The sequence below is a fragment of the Rhizobium sp. NFR03 genome (genome assembly GCF_900111275.1).
Taxonomy (GTDB): Bacteria; Pseudomonadota; Alphaproteobacteria; order Rhizobiales; family Rhizobiaceae; genus Ferranicluibacter.
In genome coordinates this window covers 96453-113407 of sequence record NZ_FOGR01000003.1, presented here as the reverse complement: position 1 = coordinate 113407, position 16955 = coordinate 96453, and the positions used below count along the sequence as shown (strand labels likewise).

The 16955-nt window shown below is 61.1% G+C and carries 14 protein-coding genes; 12 read left to right on the top strand and 2 right to left on the bottom strand.

The window, feature by feature from the left end:
• Positions 1-219 precede the first annotated feature (219 nt).
• Positions 220-1476 carry an OmpP1/FadL family transporter gene (locus BSG19_RS10260; RefSeq protein ID WP_092987627.1) on the top strand — a complete coding sequence of 419 codons (1257 nt, stop codon included), beginning with the start codon at positions 220-222 and terminating at the stop codon, positions 1474-1476.
• An 834-nt stretch (positions 1477-2310) separates the two neighbouring features.
• The gene (exoR, locus tag BSG19_RS10255; protein WP_092987626.1) at positions 2311-3108 is read left to right on the top strand and encodes an exopolysaccharide production regulator ExoR; all 798 of its coding nucleotides are present in this window, start codon (positions 2311-2313) and stop codon (positions 3106-3108) included.
• Between the two features lie 99 nt (positions 3109-3207).
• Here exoR and xth read toward each other — a convergent pair whose 3' ends face one another.
• Positions 3208-4014: an exodeoxyribonuclease III gene (gene xth, locus BSG19_RS10250; RefSeq protein WP_092987625.1), complete on the bottom strand. Its 807-nt coding sequence runs from the start codon at positions 4012-4014 to the stop codon at positions 3208-3210.
• A 241-nt stretch (positions 4015-4255) separates the two neighbouring features.
• On the opposite strand from xth, the gene BSG19_RS10245 reads away from it, so the two are divergent.
• Entirely contained in the window at positions 4256-5719 is a 1464-nt protein-coding gene (locus tag BSG19_RS10245) for a phospholipase D-like domain-containing protein (RefSeq protein ID WP_092987623.1), read from the top strand.
• A 73-nt stretch (positions 5720-5792) separates the two neighbouring features.
• Here BSG19_RS10245 and erpA read toward each other — a convergent pair whose 3' ends face one another.
• Complete coding sequence (erpA, locus tag BSG19_RS10240) at positions 5793-6125, bottom strand: iron-sulfur cluster insertion protein ErpA (protein WP_092987621.1); 333 nt, start codon at positions 6123-6125, stop codon at positions 5793-5795.
• Positions 6126-6324: 199 nt separating this feature from the next.
• Here erpA and BSG19_RS10235 point away from each other — a divergent pair, with 199 nt between their 5' ends.
• The 9 genes from BSG19_RS10235 (at position 6325) to tatC (ending at position 16909) form a co-directional block, all read left to right on the top strand.
• Entirely contained in the window at positions 6325-7542 is a 1218-nt protein-coding gene (locus BSG19_RS10235) for a deoxyguanosinetriphosphate triphosphohydrolase (protein ID WP_092987619.1), read from the top strand.
• A 104-nt stretch (positions 7543-7646) separates the two neighbouring features.
• A complete protein-coding gene (gene argS, locus BSG19_RS10230) occupies positions 7647-9407 on the top strand; it encodes an arginine--tRNA ligase (protein ID WP_092988430.1) in 1761 nt (586 codons plus the stop codon).
• A gap of 61 nt (positions 9408-9468) precedes the next feature.
• Positions 9469-11946 carry an SPOR domain-containing protein gene (locus BSG19_RS10225; RefSeq protein WP_092987617.1) on the top strand — a complete coding sequence of 826 codons (2478 nt, stop codon included), beginning with the start codon at positions 9469-9471 and terminating at the stop codon, positions 11944-11946.
• Between the two features lie 157 nt (positions 11947-12103).
• Positions 12104-13120, top strand: coding sequence for a beta-N-acetylhexosaminidase (gene nagZ, locus BSG19_RS10220; RefSeq protein ID WP_092987615.1), 1017 nt, complete (start codon positions 12104-12106; stop codon positions 13118-13120).
• A 39-nt stretch (positions 13121-13159) separates the two neighbouring features.
• Positions 13160-14017, top strand: a complete 858-nt coding sequence (locus tag BSG19_RS10215) for a segregation and condensation protein A (protein ID WP_170865923.1) — start codon at positions 13160-13162, stop codon at positions 14015-14017.
• The gene (scpB, locus tag BSG19_RS10210) at positions 14010-14714 is read left to right on the top strand and encodes an SMC-Scp complex subunit ScpB (RefSeq protein WP_092987613.1); all 705 of its coding nucleotides are present in this window, start codon (positions 14010-14012) and stop codon (positions 14712-14714) included. Before BSG19_RS10215 ends, scpB begins: the two co-directional genes overlap by 8 nt.
• 249 nt (positions 14715-14963) lie before the next feature.
• Positions 14964-15221: a twin-arginine translocase TatA/TatE family subunit gene (locus BSG19_RS10205; RefSeq protein WP_092987612.1), complete on the top strand. Its 258-nt coding sequence runs from the start codon at positions 14964-14966 to the stop codon at positions 15219-15221.
• Between the two features lie 63 nt (positions 15222-15284).
• The gene (tatB, locus tag BSG19_RS10200) at positions 15285-16094 is read left to right on the top strand and encodes a Sec-independent protein translocase protein TatB (protein WP_244529195.1); all 810 of its coding nucleotides are present in this window, start codon (positions 15285-15287) and stop codon (positions 16092-16094) included.
• Positions 16091-16909, top strand: coding sequence for a twin-arginine translocase subunit TatC (tatC, locus tag BSG19_RS10195; RefSeq protein WP_092987610.1), 819 nt, complete (start codon positions 16091-16093; stop codon positions 16907-16909). The genes tatB and tatC overlap by 4 nt, the downstream gene beginning before the upstream one ends.
• Positions 16910-16955 lie beyond the last annotated feature (46 nt).

Below are 16955 nucleotides of genomic sequence, written 5' to 3'. Positions count from 1 at the left end.
GAAATTCATGCTTCCCCCGTCAAAGATCATCACTTTTCTGGAAAAAAATTTCCAAATTGGTCGATATACGGCTTGCAGACGAAATTCTTACGTCAAATTTTACACGCGGTGAGATGTGACCATCAATTTCTGGGAATTGCATTCGGTCTGTATTCGCATATCCCCGTATTCAATAAGGCGACATCCGAGGGCATGTCGTTTCGTTGAGGGGGAGGTTGCATGAATTTCAACAACACACGGTCCGTCATCGCAGCGGCAGTTCTCGCCGCTACGACAGCAACGTCGGCTCAGGCAGGTGGCCTGGAACGCGGCGGCTATAATATCGATCTTCTCTTCGATCCCTCCGCTTATGCCCTCGAGGCGACGACGACATACGTCAATCCGCAGCGCGACCTGAAGAACGGCCGTGACACGAACCCGACAAACGGTCTGGGCGCCGACGGTCGTGGCGGCGGTTCCACCTCGACGCGCGACACGGAAAGCTACTGGGTGCCGCGCGTCGGCATCAAAGCTGCTCTCGGCGACAGCGGTATCGACTGCATGGCCGACTACTCGCAGCCTTTCGGTGCCTACACCAATCCCGGCCGTAACTGGATCGGCGCCAACGACAACACCAAGACAAAGATCGAAACCGACAATTACGCGGTTACCTGTTCCTACAAGTGGGCGATGGGTCCGGGCAAGATCCGCGTCATCGGTGGTGCCTTCTACCAGGAGGTTGAAGGGTACAAGGAGCGTCTGGTCGCGCCGAACGTCTACGGCACGGGCAACGGTATCGGCCGACTGGATTTGAAAGACAACGGATGGGGCGGTCGCGTCGGTCTGGCATATGAAATCCCGGAATATGCCTTCCTGACAAGCCTTGTCTACAACAGCGAAGTCAAATTCGAGGATATCGAAGGCACGATCGACCTGAGCGAAGTCCGCGTACCCGGTCCTTTGGGTCCGACCAGCCCGATCCAGTTCGGTAAATATTCTGTAACAGGTGACGCATCCGTACCCCAGTCGCTGGAGTACAAGATCCAGAGCGGTATCGCACCCGACTGGCTGGCCTTCGGTTCGATCAAGTGGACGGACTGGAGCGTCTTGCAGTCGGTCGGCTTCTGCCCGGCAACGACGAGCCCGCTGACACCCTGCACCAGCCTTGACCTTCTCTACCGCGATGGCCTGACGGTTACGGCGGGCATCGGGCACAAGTTCAACGATCAGTGGAGCGGCGCTGTCAGCCTCACTTGGGATCGTGGCACGAGCACCGTCATCAACGCGCAGAGCGACACCTGGACGCTTGGAACGGGGGTTGCCTACAAGCCGGTCGAAAACGTCGAGTTCCGTCTGGCTGGCGCCGTCGGCATCCTGACCAGCGGTTCCTCCCGCTCGACGACAGTCAATGGTGTTCCGTTCGGCAACAATGTCAGCTACGACTTTGGCAACGACGTCGTCACCGCTGTCTCGACGTCGCTGAAGGTTCGCTTCTGATCCGCAGCGACCAAAGGTAAATCACGAGAGCGCCCGGTTTAAAAGCCGGGCGTTTTTGTTTGAACACGCAGATGGCGTCGCGCTGCTCAGGGGAGACACATGGCGGCTGTCGGAAACGTCTCGGCCGCCCCGAGGGCGCTCAGACGTCCCTTTGCCCTCCTTCACGTTCATCGAGAGCCTCAGTGCTTGTTCAGTGCATGTCGGCGCTGGGAAGCCGCTGGGCGGCTTTGCGCGGCAGGCCCGATCGTTCGGCTTCCAGGGGAGCTGTCACTCCCCCCGAGAGATCACGAACAGCGTGTTTGTCTGCTTCCTGAGGGGTGGGCGCAGACTGAGATTGTTCGACAGGAGTGTAACGGGAAATTCGCCCCGGACACACGCAATTTGTGATGATTCCGCAACACGCGGTTTGAATGGCTTGGCGGCCCCGGCGGGCCCTTGTTTCAGTCTATTTCCCGCCACAAACAGAGAGCATCGATCTCTTGCCGCAGGAAGATGAACCCGCGATGACGCTATGAAGGGTCAACGGAAGATTTTTCTGCAGGTGAAACGAAGTAGTGATGTTTCATGATGTTACATGACGATCTTCGAGGACGTCTGTGGGTGGATCCAGTCCGGGGAAACCCGGATTTCCAGAGGGTCGGGAATGGGCCGCAGTGTCGCCGAAAATTGGCGTTAGCTTGGCTGGAGCACCCAAGACGACAGCAGGCGGCAGCGGTTGCGAATGCGGAATGCGGGCGAGGGGTCGTTGCGGTATTTCGGCAAGGCATGAATCGAGTGGGGAAGCGCCGGATCGAACATGAGGCGAGCCGGGTTGAACGGAAGATTTTGACGAATATGCTACGCGAATGCAGGTCGTTGACGTTGGTGGTATTGAGTTTGGCGGCAGCGCTTGGTGCGTCTTGCGGCGCGGTTCGCGCCTTCGATCCCAATGCCGGCGTCACGAAGGAATCCGGCCCGTTCGCGCTTTTCAAATTTGGCTTCTCCGCCTACAAGAACGGCCGCAAGGATGAGGCTGTCGAAGCCTACCGCTATGCCGCCGAAAAAGGCCACACAGCCTCTCGCTGGGCCCTTGCCAATATGTATGCCGATGGCGATGGCGTCACCGAAAACGATCTCGAAGCCTTCAAGATCTATAGCGAGATCGCCGAAAACGGCGTCGAGCCGGGCTCGCAGGATACAGGCTATTTCGTCAATGCGCTGATCTCCCTCGCCGGATATTACCGCCGCGGTATCCCGGATACACCGGTTTCAGCCGACCTCAGCCAGGCACGTCAACTCTACTTTCAGGCAGCCTCGACATTTGGTGTTGCTGAAGCGCAGTTTCAGCTCGCAAAGATGCTGCTTTCGGGCGATGGCGGCAGCGTCAATGTCCAGCAGGCCAAGAAGTGGCTCAACCGTGCCCGCAAGAAGGGCCATGCCGGCGCCATGGGCGTCTTTGGCAACGTCATTTTCCAGGAAGGCCAGACCGTTCGCGGCCTTGCCTACATGACCGCAGCGCTCGACCAGTGCTCGCCGAAGGATAGGCAGTGGCTGCAGCCGATGCAGGAGCAGGCCTTCTCGCTGGCCACCGAGTCTGACCGCCGCGTCGCCATCAACATGTCCCACGCGATCCGTCCCGGCGAAGCGGACTGAGAATACCTCACAGCAAATCATACACGAATGTGCTTCTGCCGCTCCGTGGTCGCGGCAACACGGCTGTCATCCGAAAATCACGCCAAGGTAGATGCAGCGTCACGCCGCAACAACCTCGATCGGCTTGAAGTCGAAATGCGCGATGACCGGTACGTGGTCTGATGGCTTTTCCCAACCGCGCACATGCTTCTCGATGTCTGTGGAGATGAGCTTGTCGGTCGCCTCCGGCGACAGCATCAGGTGGTCGATGCGAATGCCGTGGTTCCTGGGCCAGGCGCCGGCCTGATAATCCCAGAAGGAGTAGTGAGAAGCCGCGTCGGTGGTCGCGCGTACGGCGTCGGTAAGGCCGAGCTGTTCCAGTCGACGAAAGGCGGCTCTCGTCCGCGGCAGGAAGAGGGCGTCGTTCTCCCAGACACGCGGGTCCCAGCAGTCGTGCGGCTCCGGGATGACGTTGTAGTCGCCGGCTAGGATCAACGGTTCTTCCAAGCGGAGCCGCGACGCGGCGAAGTCGTGCAGGCGCTCCATCCAGCCGAGCTTGTAGGTGTATTTTTCCGTCTCCGGCGGGTTCCCGTTCGGCAGATAGAGCGAGCACACCCGTATCACGCCGCCTTCGACGGAGAAGACGCCTTCGATGAACCGGGACTGGATATCCTCGTCATCGCCGGCGAGACCGTTGGTGATCTCGTCCGGCTTGATCCGGGTCAGCAAGGCAACGCCGTTGAAGCCTTTCTGGCCATGGGTGAAAACATGGTAGCCGAGTGCCTCGATTTCAGTGCGGGGGAAACCCTCGTCAACCGTCTTGATCTCCTGCAGGCAGGCGATGTCCGGACGCGACTCCTGCAGCCAGGCAAGAAGAGTCTCGATGCGGGCCCTGACGCCATTGATGTTCCAGGTCGCGATCTTCATGGTCTCTGTCTCCTGTGGCTACCGCGTCGTCTTAAAGCGCACCAACCGCTTTGACAAACGCGTCCGAGGCAAAATCGCGTTCCTCCCGGCTTCAGGCATCCGGCAGCGACAGGGTGAGGTATGGACAAGCAGCATTATTCTGCCGTCCGAGATACACGTTTGTGTCCCTTTGCGCTAAGTCAGGACATCACGTATCGGGCACGTCACGCCACTGTCGATGAGAAGGGATAAACCCGGGAGCATGATCCAGACGCTTGCCACCTATTGGCCGCATATCCTCGCCGTTCTCTCGGTGCTGCTTGGCGTTCCCGCCGCCATCCATGCCACCATGACCAAGGAAGAGGTGCGGGCAGCACTCGGGTGGGTCGGGGTCATCGTCCTCTCTCCGGTCCTTGGCGCCATCATTTACGCCATCGCGGGGATCAACCGCATCCGGCGCAGTTCTGTCGGTATGCAGCGCTCGCTGCTGAAAGACCGTACGGCGGACGCGCTTCGGCGGTTCGATGTCAACGATGCTCTCGTCGCCGAACGCTTCGGGCAGCGTTTCTGCTCGATGAAGGTTCTCGGCGACAAGGTCAGCCGTCACCATATGTCAGCGGGCAACAGGGTCGTCATGCTTGAAGGCGGCGATATCGCCTATGCCCGTATGCTGGAGGCAATCGCAGGCGCCAGACGCTCCATCCTGCTGGAGACCTACATCTTCGATAGAGACCCGATCGGCCTGCGCTTTGCCGAGACCCTGATCGCCGCCGCCGCGCGCGGTGTTGAGGTGCGGGTGCTGATAGACGCCGTCGGCGCACGTTACTCCGTGCCCAGCATCGTCGGCCATCTGCGCAAGGGTGGTGTCACCACGCGAACCTTCAACGGCAACATCGTCATGGGGTTGCGTCTGCCCTATGCCAACCTGCGCACGCACAGGAAGATCCTTGTGGTCGATGGCGCCGTCGCTTTCACAGGCGGGATGAACATCCGCGCCGGTTTCACGTCGGAATTCGCGATGGCGGAGGAGGCCCACGACACGCATTTCGCAGTGCAAGGCCCTGTGGTCGCGGATCTGCTGCATATCGCTTGCGAGGACTGGCAGTTTGCCGCTGGCGAGGTTCTCGAAGGCGACCTCTGGGGTGTCGACCCGCCGCCGGACAGCGAGCGCAAGTCGCCGATGATCATGCGCGCCATACCCACCGGGCCCGACCGCGCCAACGAGGCCAATCACAAGATGCTGATGGGAGCGATTTCGGTTGCCCGCAAGAATATCCGGATCATGTCACCCTATTTTCTACCGGACCGGGAACTGGTGAGCGCTCTCGTGACGGCCGCGCTGCGTGGCGTCGATGTCGATATCATCGTGCCGGCCGTCAACAACCTGACGCTCGTGGACAGGGCTATGACCGCGCAGTTCGATCAGGTTCTGAAAGGCGGTTGCCGGGTGTGGCGGGCGCAAGGCACGTTCAACCATTCCAAGCTGCTGACGATCGACGGGCGCTGGTCCTATATCGGATCTTCCAACATCGATCCAAGATCGCTCCGGCTCAATTTCGAGATTGATCTGGAAGTGCTCGATACGACCTTCGCGGCCGATCTTGAGCGCCGCTTCGAAGCTATTCACGGCGCATCCAGTGAGGTGACCTTATCCGCGCTGCGCGCCCGGCCCTTCGTGACGCGACTTCTCGATCGTGTCTTCTGGCTCGGATCGCCATATCTTTGATGTAATTATTACAATAATTTAGGTCGATTTCCGGATCTGGATTATCAGATCCTGATCCGGAGTGTCTCCGGTCTCAGATCGAAAAACTCGTCCCGCAGCCACAGCTCGCGACCGCGTTCGGGTTGCGGATCTGGAACGACTGGCCGAGTAGATTGTCGACGAAGTCGATCTCTGACCCCTCCATGTAGACAAGCGACAGGCTATCGATCAGTACTTTCGCCTCGCCCTTTTCCAGAACGAGATCGTCGTCGGAGCCGTCATCGACCAGATCGAACTTATAGGAGAAGCCGGAGCAACCGCCGCCTTCGACGGAAACGCGCATCGCGTGCTTCTCAGCATCGCTTTTCAGAATCGTGGCGATACGCTTTGCTGCGGCATCGGAAAGGGTAACGGTGGTCTCGGTCATTATCGTGTCTCCTGCCGGGGTCAAGATCCGGAGAGTTTGTCGCCGCTTACGGCGGAATCTGTATGCATGGTCTGCGCCATGGCCGCCAACGTCATGATTCTGAACGGTTCATGCCCTAGAAGAGCAGTCAACGCTTTCGTGCGGCCGTTACTATAGGTATGAAGGCTTTAAAACCGCGTCAATGGGATGCTGCATGCAAATGGCTTTGGACAAGGATGCACTGGGTTTTGGCACCGGACAGCGGGCGATTTTCGCGTCCGATCCCTGGACGAACAGGGGACGGCTCTATCCCGAGGGCACCAGCACCACGCGCTCCGATTTCCAGCGCGACCGCGACCGCATCGTTCATACCACGGCGTTTCGCCGGCTGAAACACAAGACTCAGGTCTTCATCGCGGCCGATGGCGATCATTACCGCACGAGACTGACCCACACGATTGAAGTCGCGCAGATCGCGCGTGCTCTGGCCCGCGCGATGCGCCTCGATGAGGATCTGGCAGAAGGCGTGGCGCTTGTTCACGATTTCGGGCATACCCCCTTTGGTCACACGGGGGAGGATGCGCTTCAGGATGTCCTGTCCGCACATGGTGGCTTCGATCACAACGCGCAGTCGCTTCGCATCGTCACCAAGCTGGAGCGGCGCTATGCGGAATTCGACGGGCTGAACCTGACATGGGAGAGTCTTGAGGGGCTGGTGAAGCACAACGGGCCACTCACGGGGCCGGCCGCCGACCCGCGTCACCCCCTCGTACCTCAGCCAATTCTCGACTATTGCGCCTTGCACGATCTGGAACTCGGCACTTTCGCCAGTCTCGAAGCGCAAGTTGCGGCCATTGCGGACGATATCGCTTACAACACGCATGATATCGATGATGGACTGCGCTCGGGTTACCTCACCTTTGACATGCTGGAGGACATCCCGTTTCTCTCCGGTCTCATGCAGGAGGTCCGGGCGAAATATCCGGGTCTGGAGGCCGCGCGCTTCACGCATGAAATCATGCGTCGCCAGATCACCGCGATGGTCGAGGATGTCATCGGGGTTGCTCAAGGCAACCTGCGCGATATCCGTCCGGAAAGCGCCACCGATATCCGCATGGCCGGCCGTGTCGTGGCGACCTTTTCGCCCGAGATGGCGGAGACCGACCGGCAGATCAAGCGCATGCTGATGACCCGCATCTATCGGCACGCTGATGTCATGCGGGTGCGCGAGAATGCCGCCAGGATCGTTGTCGATCTCTATCATGCGTTCATGGCCGAGCCGCGCGAGATGCAGACACACTACTGGATCGATCAGATTGCAGGTCTTGGCGAGCCGGCAAAGGCTCGTCATGTGGCCGATTACATCGCTGGAATGACCGATACATACGCGATTTCCACACATCGGCGTTTGTTTGACCACACTCCGGATTTGCGCTAGAGCGCCAGCACCCGCCCGGTTGAAGATCTCGGTCTGTCGAGAGCCGGGCCACCTTGATGCGGACCGCAGCCTTATAAGGCGCGCCCTCCCGGATGATGGATATCATGAACATTTACGCCGACCTCGAAGCAAGAGTGAAGAACGTCCTTGAAGCCATTGAAGTGGTGAAGGAAAAGCGCTTGGAGGTTGATTTTTCGCGTGTGGCGGTCGAAACCCCGCGCGATCCGAGCCATGGCGATGTCGCGACGAACGCTGCGATGGTGCTGGCCAAGCCGCTTGGCACGAATCCGCGCGCGCTCGCCGAAACCATTGCCGCGGCGCTTCGGGAAGACGGAGATATTGCCGAGGTCTCGGTCGCCGGCCCCGGCTTTATCAATATCCGCCTGTCTGTCGGCTACTGGCAGAAATTGCTGGCAGCTATCGTCACGGCGGGCGGGGCTTACGGAAAGAGCACCATCGGTGCCGGGCGCAAGGTCAACGTCGAATATGTGTCGGCCAACCCGACAGGTCCGATGCATGTCGGCCACTGCCGGGGTGCCGTCGTGGGGGATACTCTGGCCAATCTGCTCGGCTTTGCCGGCTGGAATGTGACCAAGGAATATTACATCAACGACGCGGGCTCGCAGATCGACGTCCTCGCCAGGTCTGCCATGTTGCGGTACCGCGAAGCGTTGGGCGAAACGATCGGCGAGATTCCGGCGGGCCTCTATCCCGGGGATTATCTCGTTCCGGTTGGCCAGGCGCTGGCGGATGAATTTGGTGGAAGCTTGCTTCAGATGCCTGAGGAGAGCTGGATGCCGCTCGTCAAGGAGCGCACCATCGCGGCGATGATGGCGATGATCCGCGAGGACCTGGCCGCGCTCAACGTTCATCACGACGTCTTTTTCTCGGAACGCACGCTGCATGCCGACGGCGCGCAGCGCATCCGCTCCGCCATCAACGATTTGACGTTCAAGGGCCATGTCTACAAGGGAAGCCTGCCGCCACCGAAGGGGCAGGTGCCGGAAGACTGGGAGGACCGCGAGCAGACGTTGTTCCGCTCGACGGATGTCGGTGACGACATCGATCGCCCGCTGATCAAGTCCGACGGCTCCTACACCTACTTCGCAGCCGACGTGGCCTACTTCAAGGATAAGTTCGACCGCGCCTTCGAAGAGATGATCTACGTGCTGGGCGCGGACCACGGGGGCTACGTCAAGCGGCTGGAAGCGCTGGCGCGCGCTGTTTCCGGCGGCTCGGTCAAGCTGACCGTGCTCCTCTGCCAGCTCGTCAAGCTCTACCGCAACGGCGAGCCGGTCAAGATGTCGAAGCGGTCGGGCGATTTCGTCACGTTGCGCGATGTCGTTGATGAGGTCGGCCGCGATTCGGTGCGCTTCATGATGATCTACCGGAAGAACTCCGAACCGCTCGATTTCGACTTCGCCAAGGTCACCGAGCAATCGAAAGACAATCCGGTCTTCTACGTTCAATATGCTCACGCACGGTGCCGCTCGATCTTCCGGCAGGCCGCAGAGGCGTTTCCGGATCTCGACCTGGACGCCATCGACTATGCCGAGGCGTTGGGAACGCACATCGCGGATCCTAGCGAGTTGCAGCTGATCGCAAAGCTGGCAGAATATCCGCGGATCATTGAAGCGTCGGCACTGGCGCAAGAGCCGCATCGCATCGCATTTTACCTCTACGATCTCGCCAGCGCGTTCCACGGGCACTGGAACAAGGGCAAAGATTTTCCGGGCTTACGCTTTATTAACGATAAAAGTAGAGAATTGAGCCTTGCCAGACTAGGACTGGTGCATGCGGTTGCCTCTGTTTTGAGGTCCGGCCTTGGTATCACAGGGACGGACGCCCCGAACGAGATGCGATAGCATGTCACCATTTCCCCATATTGGACTGGCACGACCGGACCAGTATTTGTGAGTGGAGCGAATGGCAGACAAACAGTTGGCACGAAGCACGGATGTGGACCCGAACTCGTTCCCGGATGAAGATCCGTTGAGCGAGCTGGCCCGCATTGTCGGCTACGACAATCGTCCCGCCCTGCAACAGCTCCAGGAGCTGGAGCGTCATCGGGAAGCGGTTCGTTACGACCCTATTGTCGATCTTGAAGAGGAGCTGATGCGGGAGTTCGAGGCATTCGACGCGCCGACGGCTCCCGAGCCTCGGACTGTCATCGCGCCTGAACCTGTTTTCCGCACCGAGCCGGCTGTAGCTGCTCCCGCGCAGCAGCCCTACCAGCCGGTTCAGGCGCCTCAGCCTGTTCAGCAGGCACCGCGGCCTGTCGAGCCTGCCTTCGATCCGCGTCCGGAGCCCGTGTTCGAGACTCAGCCGGAGCCATCGCTCGACCTCGGCCATGAGCTCGAAATGTCACTCGGTTCCGCGCCGGAGCCGGTTCCTGTGCCACAGGTTCCGGTAGAGCCCGTGCGCCATGCGCCCGTTGCAAGTGTTGCGCCCGTTCAGCAGCCTGTCCGCCCTGTCGCCGATCCGCTGCTGGAAACCGTCGAGCGGTTCGCTGTGCCGGCCATGCCGGTTCGCCCGTCTGTTTCTGCGGAAACCGCGCGCCCGTCTGTTTCTGCGGAAACCGCGCGAAAGAACAACTATCCCTTTACGCCGAATTTCAGCCGCGCGACCCCGGTTGCGCTGAATGGTGGTGCGCCGCGCACCTTCGCAACGCCGCTGCCTCCGGCGCCCCCGGCGCCTGTTGCCCCGGTTATGCCGGCGCCGGTTGCGGAAGCGCCTATCGCTGCCGCCCCGGTCATGGCGTCTGCCGTTCCCCAGGCGTCCGCTATCGCGGCGCCGATGATCGCACCCGTTGCGCAGTCGGCACCTGTGACGGCAGCGGAAGCCGAGCCGGATTTCGACCTCGACGATTTCGAGATCGATCTGTCCGACATCGAGCTCGAGCTGGATATGGCGACCGAAGAGGTTGCCGCGATCGAAGAGCCGGTCGAGCCCTTTACCGAAGTGGAACTTCCTTTCGATCCCTCGCTGATCGCCGAAGCTGATTACGGCGTTGCTGCAACCGGCGAGATCGATGTGCCGCAGCTGCCTGTCGTCGAGGAGCAGAACCATCCGCTCGATGCCGGCGACTACGACCTCGATATCGACGCCGAGATGGCGCAGATTTTCAGCGCCGGTCGCCACGATTCGGAACGTGTAAACGGTGGCGTTCAAGCGGCTACGGCTGCCGGTATCGCCGGTGCCGCCGCCCCCGCACGTGCCTCGCACGAAGAGTTCGCCGATTTCGAGCGGGCGATGGAAGAAGACTTCCGCCGCTCTATCAGCCAGCGCCAGGAGGTCATCGGGCAGGGCGATCGCTATGCCGAGCCGACCTATGGCAACGACAACGAAGCTCGACCGCGCGGCAAGCTGCTGCTTCTTGCAAGTGCTGCAGCCATCGTGCTGATCGCAGGCGGCGTGGGCGCCTACACCCTGATGGGCAGCGTGGGATCGTCCTTTACGAGCGGCGAGCCACAGATCATTCTCGCCGACAAGACGCCGACCAAAATGGTGCCCGTCGAGAAGGGCGGGAAGACCGTTCCGAACCAGGACAAGGCCGTCTACGACCGTGTGGCCGGGGCACAGGAAGATGCACCGCAGCAGGGCACATTGGTGTCTTCGACCGAAGAGCCGATCGACGTCGTTCAGCGCACGCTGACGCCGGAGAGCCTGCCGCTCGAAGGCATGAACGGTCTCGACGGGATGTCGCCGGCCGATGACGAGGGCGCAGACCGCCTGATGCCTGACGATGGCGATGCGCAGGCAAGTGCCGCAAACGATGATGCCGCGCCGGCCGTTGCACCGCGCAAGGTCCGGACCATGATCGTGCGCCCGGATGGCACGCTCGTTGCCCGGGAGGATCTTGCTCCGGAAGAAGCGGCCGTCGTTGCCGCAGCCGAGCCGGACGTCAAGACGGTCAAGACCAGCACGCTCAAGCCGAACACGCCGGCGCTTGCGACGGCCGCGCAGGACGATGTCGGTGCGCTGGCGGCAGCCGCCAATGCAGCGGTGCCCGCAGCCGATGTCGCGATAGCCCAGCCGCTTCCGGAAGCAAAGCCGGTCGAAGCTGCCAAAGCGACACGCAAGCCGGTCGATACCTTTGCGACGCCTGCAACTGCCGCTCCGGCCGAAGCATCGCCCGTCCAGACCGCTTCGATCGCTCCCGGCAGCTATGTGGTGCAGGTCGCATCGCTGCCGTCGGAAGCCGAGGCGCAGAAGTCCTACAAGAGCCTTTCCGGCAAGTATGGCAGCGTCATCGCCGGTCGCGGCGTTGACATCAAGAAGGCCGACATTGCTGGCAAGGGTACCTACTACCGCGTCCGCATTCCTGCCGGCAGCCGTGATGAGGCAAATGCTCTCTGCTCGCGTCTGAAGAGCGCTGGCGGCAGCTGCCTGGTCACCCGCTAAGGGTCGGCCGAAGGTTGAAGAGAGAGGGCGCGGCTTCGGCTGCGCCCTTCCGCGTTTGAGGCGGTGACGGGAGGCAAAACATAAGTCTCTTGCTCTCCGGCATCATCCGTCCTTAAACCGAACGAGCACGACGAAAACAAAGCATGAGGGTAACGCCATGAGCGGATCGAAAGCATTCATCTCCGGCTGCAAGGGTCTCTCGCTGACCGCTGATGAGAGGGCCTTCTTTGCCGATGAGCGTCCATGGGGCTTCATCCTGTTCGCCCGCAATATCGGGGAGGCGTCGCAGATCTCGGATCTTGTTGCCAGCCTTCGCGAAAGCATCGGTCATCCGCAGGCGCTCGTGCTGATCGACCAGGAGGGCGGACGCGTGCAGCGTATTCGCCCGCCGCTCGCCGGCGCCTATCCGAATGCGGCCGCTATCGGCGCCCGGTTCCATGCCGACCCGGAAAAGGGCCTGCGGGCGGCCTGGCTCATGTCGCGCCTTCATGCCTTCGATCTCATGCGATACGGCATCAATGTCGATTGCCTGCCGGTGCTCGATGTTGCCGCGGAAGGCATGAGCGAGGCAATCGGCAACCGGGCTTATTCCTCCGATCCCCAAGCCGTGGCAGCCCTTGGGGCTGCGGCGGCAGAAGGTTTGAAGGCAGGTGGCATGCTGCCCATCATGAAGCACATGCCCGGCCATGGGCGAGCGCTCGTCGATTCACATCATAAACTGCCGGTGGTCGACCGCACCTTCGAAGAGCTTGCCATCAGCGACTTCGTGCCGTTCGTCGCCCTCAAATCCGAGGTGATGGCCATGTCCGCCCATATCGTCTTCACGGCGATCGATCCGGATAGGCCGGCGACGACATCGAGGAAAGTCGTGGACGAGGTCATTCGCGGGCATATCGGTTTCGATGGACTTCTGATGTCGGACGACGTGTCGATGAACGCGCTTGCTGGAGACATGGAGACCCGCGCGAGGGGTATCGTCGAGGCAGGACTGGATCTCGTCCTTCACTGCCACGGTATCATGGAGGAGATGCTGGCCGTATCGCGTGTCGTTCCGGTTCTCTCGGGCGATTCTCTTCGCCGCGCCGACATCGTTATGTCGAGCTTTCGCGAGCCGGACGATGCCGACGAAGCGACATTGCGGGCAGAATTTCTGGAGATGTTTCCGGGTGCATGACGTTTCGCTGGCAGTTGCAATTGTTGTGGACATCGCCGGATGAGCCCGGCCGATGGTCGCGAACGCGCGCCCGGTGATGTGCCAATGGATGCGCACTGGCAGGCCGACGAGCGGGCGCTGCACGAGGCGGAACTGGTGGTGGATATCGCCGGCTTCGAAGGTCCGCTGGATCTGTTGCTGCACCTGGCGCGCAACCAGAAGGTCGATCTGTCGCGGATCTCCGTACTGGCGCTTGCCGAGCAGTATATCGCTTTCATCGAGAGCGCCCGCTCGATCCGGCTGGAGCTGGCAGCCGATTATCTTGTCATGGCAGCTTGGCTCGCCTTCCTGAAGTCCCGTCTCCTCATCCCCCAGCCGCACAAGGACGACGGGCCGTCGGGTGAGGAAATGGCCTCGGCACTGGCCTTCCGGCTGAAGCGGCTGGAGGCCATGCGGGACGCCGCAACGCGGCTCGTCAACCGCAATCGGCTCGGTCGCGACGTCTTCGCGCGTGGTGCGCCGGAGCATATACCCGTTGAACGGACGTCCGCTTTCGAGGCCTCGCTCTACGATCTCCTTCAGGCCTATGCGAGTCTGCGCCAGCGCGAGGCGGTAATGCAGGTGACGATCGAGCGCCGGCAGGTCTGGTCGCTTGCCGATGCCCGCCTTATTCTCGCGCGGCTGATGGGCGGCTTGTCGGACTGGACGGCTCTCGACGATTTTCTGTTGCGGTACGTCGGCGATCCCCGCCAGCGGGTCAGCGCTGTTGCCAGTGCTTTTGCTGCCTCGCTGGAAATGGTGCGGGAGGGTCGGCTGGAAATCCGCCAGGCGGCAGCCTTCGCGCCCATCTATGTCCGGCTCGGCGATAACCCGATGACAGAGGACGAGATCGCAGAACTGGAAGCGCGCAATGGCTGAAGTCCGCGAAGACGGCATCCTCGTTCGCGAGAGAGACGATGCACACCGGGCCGATGAGCTGCAACGAATCGCCGAGGCGCTGGTCTTCGCTTCGGCTCAGCCCGTGTCGGAGACCTATCTCGCACAGCGCCTGCCGGGTGGCACGGATGTTCGCAGCATCATGCTTGGGTTGAAGGCCTTCTACGCGCCACGTGGCGTCAACCTCGTTCAGGTGGAGGACCACTGGGCATTCCGCACGGCAGCCGATCTCTCCTTCGCCCTGTCGTCCGACGCGCCGGAGGTGCGAAAACTGTCGCGCGCGGCGCTCGAAATCCTTTCCGTCATTGCCTATCACCAGCCCGTCACCCGCGCCGAGATCGAGGACATCCGCGGCGTGCAGACATCCAAGGGTACGCTGGACGTCCTGATGGAAGCCGGATGGGTCCGATTTCGCGGTCGCCGACGGACGCCCGGTCGCCCGGTGACATTCGCGACCACGCGTGACTTTCTCGACCATTTCGGCCTCGAGGAGCTGCGCGACCTGCCGGGACTGGAAGAACTGAAGGGGGCGGGCCTCCTTGCCGGCCGTATACCACCCAACTTCCATGTGCCGCTGCCATCCGGCGACGAGGACCTGTCGGCGGACGAAGACCCGATTACCGCCCTCGATCTGGAGGAGCTCGGTCTCCTTCCACCGATCGGCGATGAGCCTGCCTGATATTCACCATGATAAGCAGGTAGACGCTCTCGCTGGATTGAACGGCGTGAGCATTGCGTGACATCACCGTTTCCTTTAGATCTTTGCCGGAAAAGCAGGCTGACGTTTCTTCGCGGAGAATCGCGCCGGCCGACAGAGACCAGGGGTCGGGGCAGGGCGGTGACGCCGGCTTGACGGCTTGAGACAGTGGAACAGCGCAGGCAGGCCATCCGAGGTGTGTTTGTCGGATTTGCAGGGAGTTTTAAGAGAATGGGTTCATTCAGTATCTGGCACTGGCTCATCGTGCTCGTGGTCGTTCTGCTGCTCTTTGGTCGCGGCAAGATCCCCGAATTGATGGGTGATGTCGCCAAAGGCATCAAGAGCTTCAAGAAGGGCATGACCGACGATGAAGCCGACGTCGCGGATAAGCCCGGTTACGACAAGCCCGGTTATGAAAAGGGTCCTTACGACAAGGGTGCGCCCATCGACCCGCGGACTGTCGAACATAAATCCGACGAAGTGCGCTGATCAGGCAGTCTGGGCGCGCAGCGTGCGCCGCGCGCCCTATCATGATGTCCGGAGTTCCTGAGTATGCTTGACGTCGGCTGGACCGAGCTTGTTGTCATCGCCATCGTCCTGATTATCGTCGTTGGCCCTAAGGACCTTCCGCCGATGCTCCGGACCTTCGGCAAGATGATGTCGAAGATGCGTGGCATGGCTGCCGATTTCCGTCATCAATTCGATGAAGCCCTGCGCGAGGCGGATCTCGACGATGTGCGCAAGACACTGAGCGATGCTCAAAAGCTCAATCCTGCAAACAGTCTCCGTGAAGCCATGAACCCGCTTCGCCAGATGGGCAACGATATCAAGGCCGATCTTCAGAAGGCGACCCGCCCGGATGAGAAGCCGGCCTCCGTCGCCTCAGACATCCCGCCATCCCCGGAGATGGCGGCATCTGTTGCGATTCCAGCCGAACAGAGCTCTGTTGCCGCGAGCCGCCCGGCTTCGGCAGGAAGCGCCCCGAATACCGTTGCCGCTGCTCCTGTAACGCCCGTAACGTCCGCACCGCTTGCCGCTGTTAAGCCACTTGCCCCTGCCGCGCCTGTTTCATCCGGTGTTCCGCTTGCCGCCGACGCGACCGTAGGGCCCAAGTCCCGCAAGCGGTCCGTGAAGGCAGAGCCGGGCGCCGTCAATGAGGATGCGGCCGCCTCTACGCGCAAGAAACCCGTAAAGGCCGTGATTGACACCGGTACCGCCAAGTCACGCAAGCGCGCTTCGGCGGCTGTCGGCGAGGCCGATGTTGCGGAGATCGGCGCGAAGATCGCGAGCCGGAAGAAGACGGCGAAAGCCGACGCGCCGATGGATATACCGATGACGCCGAAGAGCGGAGACGACGCATGAGCGCCGATATCGAAGACAAGCCCCAGCCGCTTCTCGACCATCTCATTGAACTGCGGACCCGCCTGATCTGGGCCGTGGGCGCTTTCTTCGTTGCCTTTCTGGTGTGCTTCTTCTTTGCAAAGCAGATTTTCAATGTTCTCGTGCAGCCCTATAAATGGGCCGTGTCCTGGGCAGGTCTCGATCACCGTGCGGCGGGGCTGATCTACACGGCGCCGCAGGAGTTTTTCTTCACCCAGATCAAAGTGGCGATGTTCGGTGCACTGGTCATCGCATTCCCGATGATCGCGACGCAGCTCTACAAGTTCGTCGCGCCCGGCCTCTACAAAAACGAACGCGCCGCGTTCCTTCCCTTTCTCATCGCGTCGCCGCTGCTGTTCCTGCTCGGTGCAGCCCTTGTCTACTTCTTCTTCACGCCGATGGTCATGTGGTTCTTCCTGAACATGCAGCAGGAAGGCGGGCAGGGTGAGGTCTCGATCCAGCTTCTGCCGAAGGTCTCGGAATATCTCAGCCTGATCATGTCGCTGATCTTCGCCTTCGGGCTTGTCTTCCAGCTGCCGGTCATCACCACGCTTCTGGCGCGTGTCGGTTTCGTGACGGCGGATACGCTGGCGGCCAAGCGGAAATACGCAATCGTCATTTCGTTCGTCGCAGCCGCCATTCTGACGCCGCCGGATCCCGTCTCCCAGATCGGCCTTGCGATCCCCGCGATCATTCTCTACGAGATTTCCATCTATACGGCCCGACTCATCGAGCGCCAGCGCGCCAGAGATGCGGCGTCGCGTGAGCTAGCTGAAGCCGACGAGAAGACCGATTGATCCTCCAAACGAGGTCCCGCGGTCTCCTTGCGTGGCCCGGCAGGTC